We start from the raw sequence: 6361 nt of genomic DNA on the forward strand, positions 1-6361 counted from the left end.
ACGGTCGACCTCTCGAAGCCCGACTTCCACGGCAAGGAGGCGCTCGAGCGCCGGAAGAACGAGATCCGGGTCGCCAATGTGGGGCTCGAGATCGACGCCCATGACGACGCCCGCACCGCTCCGACCAAGGAGCGCGGCCGCCTGACCATCACCACCGCGACCGGATCGAGCGGCGAAGACCGCACGCGCTCCGTCGCCTCCTACCGCCGCCGCGTCCAGCGCATGAAGGGCGTGCAGGAGCCGAAGGAGAAGCTGGCCCGCGAGGTGACGCTGCCGGAGACCATCACGGTCCAGGAACTCGCGAACCGCATGTCGGAGCGCGCGATCGACGTGGTGCGCCTGCTCATGAAGCAGGGCGTCATGAAGAAGAGCACCGACCTCATCGACGCCGACACGGCGCAGCTCCTCGCCGAGGAGCTCGGCCACACCGTGCGCCGCGTGGCCGAGAGCGACGTCGAGGAAGGCCTGTTTGACGAGGCCGATCCCGTGGAGTCGCTGCAGCCGCGTCCGCCGGTGATCACCATTATGGGCCATGTCGATCACGGCAAGACGTCGCTGCTCGACGCGATCCGCCACACCAGCGTCCAGCGCGGGGAAGCGGGCGGCATCACGCAGCATATCGGCGCCTATCAGGTGACCTCGCCGCTCGGCGGCAAGCTCACCTTCATCGACACGCCCGGCCACGCCGCCTTCACGGCGATGCGCGCCCGCGGCGCCAAGGCGACCGACATCGTGGTGCTGGTGGTGGCCGCCGACGACGGCGTCATGCCGCAGACGGCGGAGGCCATCAACCACGCCCGCGCTGCCGGCGTGCCGATCATCGTGGCGATCAACAAGATCGACAAGGAGGACGCCAACCCCGGCAAGGTGCGCGGCGAACTCCTGCAGTACGAGATCCAGGTCGAGTCGCTCGGCGGCGAGACGCTCGAAGTCGAGGTGTCGGCCAAGACCGGCGAGAACCTCGACAAGCTGCTCGAGATCATCCAGCTGCAGTCCGAAATCCTCGAGCTGAAGGCGAACCCCGACCGTACGGCCGAGGGCACGGTGATCGAGGCGAAGCTTGACCGCGGCCGCGGTCCGGTCGCGACCGTGCTGGTCCAGCGCGGCACGCTGCGCCAGGGCGACATCATCGTCGCGGGCTCCGAATGGGGTCGCGTGCGCGCCCTCGTCGACGACAAGGGCGGAAACGTCGCGGAGGCCGGGCCTTCCACTCCGGTGGAGATCCTCGGCTTCAACGGCGCGCCGGAGGCCGGCGACCGGCTCGCGGTCGTCGAGAACGAGGCCCGCGCCCGCGAGATCGCCGAGTACCGCACGCGCCAGAAGCGCGAGAAGGCGGCCGCCCGCGCCACCGTCCGCGTCTCCGGCCTCGAGGAGATGATGTCGCAGATCAAGGTCGCCGGCCGGAAGGAGCTTCCGCTGGTGATCAAGGGCGACGTCCAGGGTTCGGTGGAAGCGATCGTCCAGGCGCTCGAAAAGATCGGCAACGACGAGGTGGGCGTTCGCGTCCTGCTCTCCGGCGTCGGCGGCGTGACGGAAAGCGACGTGATCCTCGCCTCCGCCTCCAACGCCGCCGTGCTCGGCTTCAACGTTCGCGCGCTGAAGGAAGCGCGTGACGCGGCGGAGCGGACCGGCACCGAGATCCGCTACTACAACATCATCTACGACCTGGTGGACGACATTAAGTCGACCATGTCCGGGATGCTGTCGCCGGAGCGGCGCGAGGAGTTCCTGGGCAACGCCCAGATTCTCGAGATCTTCTCGGTCACCAAGGTGGGCAAGATCGCCGGCTGTCTGGTCACGGAAGGCGTCGTCCAGAAGGGCGCCGGCGTGCGTCTCATCCGGGACAACGTCGTCATCCACGAGGGCAAGCTCGCGACGCTCAAGCGCTTCAAGGACGATGTCCCGGAAGTGCGCGCCGGCACCGAGTGCGGCATGTCCTTCGAGAACTACCAGGACATGCGCGCCGGCGACGTCATCGAGTGCTACCGCGTCACCGAGGTGAAGCGGTCGCTCTGATCGCGAACGCATGAACGCGTCGTTCGCCCGAAGCGGCGAAGCCGTTTCGGGCCGGACCGCGCGCCCGAAGAGCGTCAGCCCTGAGGGCGGCCGGCTCGCGCCGCCGCCCGGCCGTGACGCTTACAGATCGAACATCCCGCTCATGGCCGGTCCGATCCCGGTCCTGACGGCTCGCCGCGAGGCGGCCGCTCGGCGCAAAGGAAGAAATCATGTCACGCCAATCCGGGCCGAAGGGCCCCTCCCAGCGCATGCTTCGCGTGGGCGAACTCGTGCGCCATGCGCTCGCCGACGTGCTCCAGCGCGGCGAGGTCATGGACCCGGTGCTCGAGAAGCACGTCATCACCGTGCCCGAGGTCCGGATGACGCCCGACCTCAAGCTCGCGACCGCCTTCGTGATGCCGCTCGGCGGCAAGGACGAGGAAAAGGTGCTGAAGGCGCTCGAAGCCAACCGCAAGCAGCTTCGGATGATGGTGGTGAAGCGGCTTGCGCTGAAGTCCGCGCCGGACCTGCGCTTCCGCATCGACGACAGCTTCGACCGCGGCTCGCAGATCGACGCGCTGCTCCGTTCACCGGAGGTCGCCCGCGACCTGAAGGCCGACGAGCCGGAGGACGAGCGGTGAGCCGCCGTAAGAAGGGGCTCGACATCTCGGGCTGGCTGGTGCTCGACAAGCCGATCGGCGTCACCTCGACGCACGCCGTCTCGAAGGCGCGCTGGCTGTACCAGGCCAAGAAGGCGGGGCACGCCGGAACGCTCGATCCGCTCGCCTCCGGAATCCTGCCGATCGCGTTCGGCGAGGCGACCAAGACCGTGCCGTTCGTGATGGACGGCCGCAAGGTTTATCGCTTCGAGGTTCTGTGGGGGGTAGAGACCAACACGGACGACGCCGAGGGGGAGGCGGTCGAGACTTCCGAGCGCCGCCCGACGCGTGAGGAGATCCTCGACGTCCTGCCGTCCTTCCGCGGGCAGGTCTCCCAGATCCCGCCGAAGTTCTCTGCGCTCAAGATCGACGGCGCGCGGGCCTATGACCTCGCGCGCGAGGGCGAGGAGGTGATCCTCGAGCCCCGGGTGGTCGACGTCCACCGGCTCGATCTCGTCGACATGCCGGCGCCGGATCGCGCCGTGTTCGAGACCGAGTGCGGCAAGGGCACCTATGTCCGGGCGATCGCCCGCGACATGGGGCGGGCGCTCGGCACACGCGCTCACATCGTCTCGCTGAGACGTACGATGGTGGGCGGCTTCAACGAGGATCACGCGATTTCGCTGGACGAACTGGAGCGATTGCGACAGGGTGCCGGCGGCGAGCAAGGTCTCGCTGACGCTCTCCTTCCTGTCGAGACGGCGCTGGACGACATCCCGGCGCTCGCCGTCAACAGGGCGGAGGCGGCCCGACTGCTCAATGGGCAGCCGGTGCTGCTGCGTGGACGGGATGCCCCTACCTTCCAGGGTACGGTGTCCGTGACGGCCGACGGCGCGTTGATCGCGCTCGCCGAGATCGAACGCGGCGAACTCCATCCCCGACGCATCTTCAACCTCGACCGGCCTTGAGCCGGCCGGGAACCAACAACCGATCGAACGAGAGACCCGATGTCGATCACCGCTGAACGCAAGAAGGAAGTGGTCGCCCAGTACGCGACCAAGGAAGGCGACACCGGTTCGCCGGAAGTGCAGGTCGCCGTGCTGACCGAGCGCATCGCCAATCTGACCCAGCACTTCAAGGCTCACGCGAAGGACAATCATTCGCGTCGTGGTCTGCTGAAGATGGTCAGCCAGCGCCGCTCGCTGCTCGACTACGTCAAGAGCAAGGATCCGGCCCGGTACCAGACCCTGATCGAGCGCCTCGGCATCCGCCGCTGACGCTCCTCCGCGCCCGGCCCCAGGCCGGGCGTCGCTGACCGTTTTCGGGACGCGAAAGATACGCAAGCGACCGGAGCCGATCTTCGGCCGCTGAGTTCAATGCCGTCACCGGCGCAATGGGGCGCCGGCGACGAATGACAGACGAAAGGGACCCGGGACGCCATCGGGCCCGAACGTCATGGGGCAGGATCGCAGGGCGCTTCTCCGCTCAGGGAGGAAGCGTCGCGCCGTCTTGCCCGTGGCGTAAAGACAGAGCCCGACGGCTTCCTTGAGGTCTCAGACCGCAAGGACAACAGACGCATGTTCGAAATTCATCGCGAAAAGATCGAGTGGGCCGGCCGCACGCTGACGCTCGAGACGGGCCATGTCGCCCGTCAGGCTGACGGCGCCGTGCTCGTCACCTATGGCGAGACCACTGTGCTCGCGACCGCCGTGTCCGCCAAGGCCCCGAAGGCCGGCGTCGACTTCTTCCCGCTGACCGTCAACTACACCGAGAAGTACTATGCCGCGGGCCGCATCCCGGGCGGCTACTTCAAGCGCGAGCGCGGCCCGACCGAGAAGGACACGCTGACGTCCCGGCTGATCGACCGGCCGATCCGTCCGCTGTTCGCCGACGGCTACAAGAATGACACCCAGGTCGTCGTCACCGTTCTCTCCTACGACCTCGAGAACGATCCCGACATCGTCGGCATGATCGGCGCCTCGGCGGCGCTGACGCTCTCGGGCGTGCCCTTCATGGGCCCGATCGGCGGCGCGCGCGTCGGCTACATCGACGGCGAGTACGTGCTGAACCCGGTCGCCGACCGCATGCCGACCTCGGACCTCGACCTGGTCGTGGCCGGCACGCAGGACGCGGTGCTGATGGTGGAGTCGGAAGCCAAGGAGCTCTCCGAAGAGGTCATGCTCGGCGCGGTCATGTTCGGCCACACGGGCTTCCAGCCGGTGATCGACGCGATCATCCGCCTCGCCGAGAAGGCCGCCAAGGAGCCGCGCGACCATCAGGTCGACGACGTCTCGGAGCTCGAGGCCAAGCTGCGCGAGCTGGTCGAGTCGGACCTGCGCGACGCCTACAAGATCAAGCGCAAGCAGGACCGTCAGGACGCCGTCTCGGCCGCCAAGAAGAAGGCGCAGGCCGCCTTCTGTGGCGAAGGCGTCGAGAACCCGATCGATCCGCTCAAGCTCGGCGCGGTGTTCAAGGAGCTCGAGGCCAAGATCGTCCGCTGGGCGATCCTCGACGACAAGATCCGCATCGACGGCCGCGACCTCACCACGGTTCGTCCGATCCTCTCGGAAGTCGGCGTTCTGCCGCGCACCCATGGTTCGGCGATCTTCACCCGCGGCGAGACGCAGGCGCTGGTCGTCGCGACCCTCGGCACGGGCGAGGACGAGCAGTTCATCGACGCGCTCGGCGGCACCTACAAGGAGCGTTTCCTGCTCCACTACAACTTCCCGCCCTACTCGGTGGGCGAGACCGGCCGCATGGGCGCGCCCGGCCGCCGCGAAGTCGGCCACGGCAAGCTCGCCTGGCGCGCCATCCACCCGATGCTGCCGAAGGCGGACGAGTTCCCCTACACGCTCCGCATCGTCTCGGAGATCACGGAGTCGAACGGCTCGTCCTCGATGGCTTCCGTGTGCGGCGCCTCGCTCGCCGCGATGGACGCAGGCGTGCCGCTGAAGCGCCCGGTCGCGGGCATCGCCATGGGCCTCATCCTCGAGGGTGAGAAGTTCGCGGTGCTGTCGGACATCCTCGGCGACGAGGATCACCTCGGCGACATGGACTTCAAGGTGGCCGGCACCGATCAGGGCGTCACGGCGCTCCAGATGGACATCAAGATCGCCGGCATCACCGAGGAGATCATGAAGGTCGCCCTCGGCCAGGCGAAGGACGGCCGCCTCGGCATTCTCGGCGAGATGGCGAAGGCCATCGCGACGGGACGCTCCGAGCTCGGCGAGTACGCGCCGCGCATCGAGGTCATCAAGATCCCGACGGACAAGATCCGCGAAGTGATCGGCACCGGCGGCAAGGTGATCCGCGAGATCGTCGAGAAGACCGGCGCCAAGGTGAACATCGAGGACGACGGCACGGTCAAGATCGCCTCCAGCGACGGCAAGGCCATCAAGGCGGCGATCAACTGGATCAAGTCGATCGCCTCGGATCCGGAAGTCGGCCAGGTCTATGACGGCACCGTCGTGAAGGTCGTCGAGTTCGGCGCCTTCGTGAACTTCTTCGGCGCCAAGGACGGCCTCGTCCATGTCAGCCAGATCAGCCAGGAGCGCGTCGCTAAGGTCTCGGACGTCCTCAAGGAGGGCGACAAGGTCAAGGTGAAGCTCATGGGCTTCGACGATCGCGGCAAGACCCGCCTCTCGATGAAGGTCGTCGACCAGGAGACCGGCGAGGACCTCGAGGCCAAGGGCGGCGCCGCTCCGGCCGGCGAGGCTCCGGCGGCGGAGAACGGTTCCGGCTCCGAGGGCGGCGACGAGCAGCGCCCC

5 protein-coding genes are annotated in these 6361 nt (G+C 67.8%); all 5 read left to right on the plus strand.

The window, feature by feature from the left end; translation table 11 throughout:
• Positions 1-2016, plus strand: a 2016-nt coding sequence (gene infB, locus ACIKT0_RS11285; RefSeq protein WP_407105440.1) for a translation initiation factor IF-2, incomplete at its 5' end; no start/stop codon positions are given.
• Between the two features lie 209 nt (positions 2017-2225).
• Positions 2226-2636: a 30S ribosome-binding factor RbfA gene (gene rbfA, locus ACIKT0_RS11290; RefSeq protein WP_407105441.1), complete on the plus strand. Its 411-nt coding sequence runs from the start codon at positions 2226-2228 to the stop codon at positions 2634-2636.
• Positions 2633-3562 (plus strand): tRNA pseudouridine(55) synthase TruB, encoded by a 930-nt coding sequence (gene truB, locus ACIKT0_RS11295; protein ID WP_407105442.1) that lies wholly within the window; start codon positions 2633-2635, stop codon positions 3560-3562. Before rbfA ends, truB begins: the two co-directional genes overlap by 4 nt.
• A gap of 39 nt (positions 3563-3601) precedes the next feature.
• Complete coding sequence (gene rpsO / locus ACIKT0_RS11300; RefSeq protein ID WP_407105443.1) at positions 3602-3871, plus strand: 30S ribosomal protein S15; 270 nt, start codon at positions 3602-3604, stop codon at positions 3869-3871.
• Between the two features lie 300 nt (positions 3872-4171).
• Positions 4172-6361: polyribonucleotide nucleotidyltransferase (pnp, locus tag ACIKT0_RS11305; RefSeq protein WP_407105444.1), on the plus strand; the 2190-nt coding region annotated here is incomplete at its 3' end.

The sequence above is a fragment of the Hansschlegelia beijingensis genome (genome assembly GCF_045505405.1).
Lineage (GTDB): Bacteria > Pseudomonadota > Alphaproteobacteria > Rhizobiales > Methylopilaceae > Methylopila > Methylopila beijingensis_A.

Coding starts and splice junctions, on each gene's coding strand:
- rpsO (WP_407105443.1), top strand. CDS start 3,602: ATGTCGATCACCGCTGAACGCAAGAAGGAAGTGGTCGCCCAGTACGCG.
- rbfA (WP_407105441.1), top strand. CDS start 2,226: ATGTCACGCCAATCCGGGCCGAAGGGCCCCTCCCAGCGCATGCTTCGC.